1 protein-coding gene and 1 pseudogene are annotated in these 517 nt (G+C 34.0%); both read right to left on the bottom strand.

What is annotated here, in order from left to right; all coding sequences use genetic code 11:
- Window positions 1-54: 54 nt before the first annotated feature.
- Window positions 55-357, bottom strand: a complete 303-nt coding sequence (locus tag LKE01_RS12000; protein WP_005917927.1) for a type II toxin-antitoxin system YafQ family toxin — start codon at window positions 355-357, stop codon at window positions 55-57.
- Window positions 347-517 (bottom strand): annotated as a pseudogene (locus tag LKE01_RS11995) (RelB); the annotation flags it as partial. The pseudogene LKE01_RS11995 and the gene LKE01_RS12000, both read right to left, overlap by 11 nt.

Genomic DNA, 517 nt, shown 5'->3' with positions numbered 1-517 from the left:
TAGATATTGGGGGCTATTTTAATTTATTTTTTTATAAGTGCCCCTAAACTATAGCTATTGATTCAAGATTTCATGGGAGCCAGTTGCAACCAATAACAAAATCAATTCATCATGATCTAGCTGATAAATAACAATCCAGTTGTCATAATTTTTACCATAGTTTCCATATCTGGCAGGGTGAAATTCACGATAGCCACGCCAATTTCCTTTTAATGCATGATCTTTAATCTGTTTCAAAACAAGTACATCTTGTTCAACAATTGCTTCTAAACAAGGCTTCAAGACAGTTATTGGGAAATGTTTTTTGACTAGTTTTTTTAATTCACGTTCAAAAGATTTGGTCTGTTTAATTTGCATCTAACTTATCGATCCAATCTTCAAAGTCAGTCAATGAACCAATGTTTTTGACCTGCCCTGTTTCTGCTTCTTTTTTAGCGGCTAAGGCTTCCGGAGAATCTAAAAAGCTGACTAATCGAACTTCATTATTGGCCGCTTTAACTAACGATAAGCGTATATA

The sequence above is a fragment of the Lentilactobacillus kefiri genome (assembly GCF_007989105.1).
Lineage (GTDB): Bacteria > Bacillota > Bacilli > Lactobacillales > Lactobacillaceae > Lentilactobacillus > Lentilactobacillus kefiri.
The sequence above is the reverse complement of the archived record's forward strand: the minus strand, read 5'-3'. Positions and strand labels throughout refer to the sequence as shown.

What these genes read in the sequence shown, in the direction of transcription:
- LKE01_RS12000 (WP_005917927.1), bottom strand. Translation starts at nt 357, where the DNA reads ATGCAAATTAAACAGACCAAATCTTTTGAACGTGAATTAAAAAAACTA.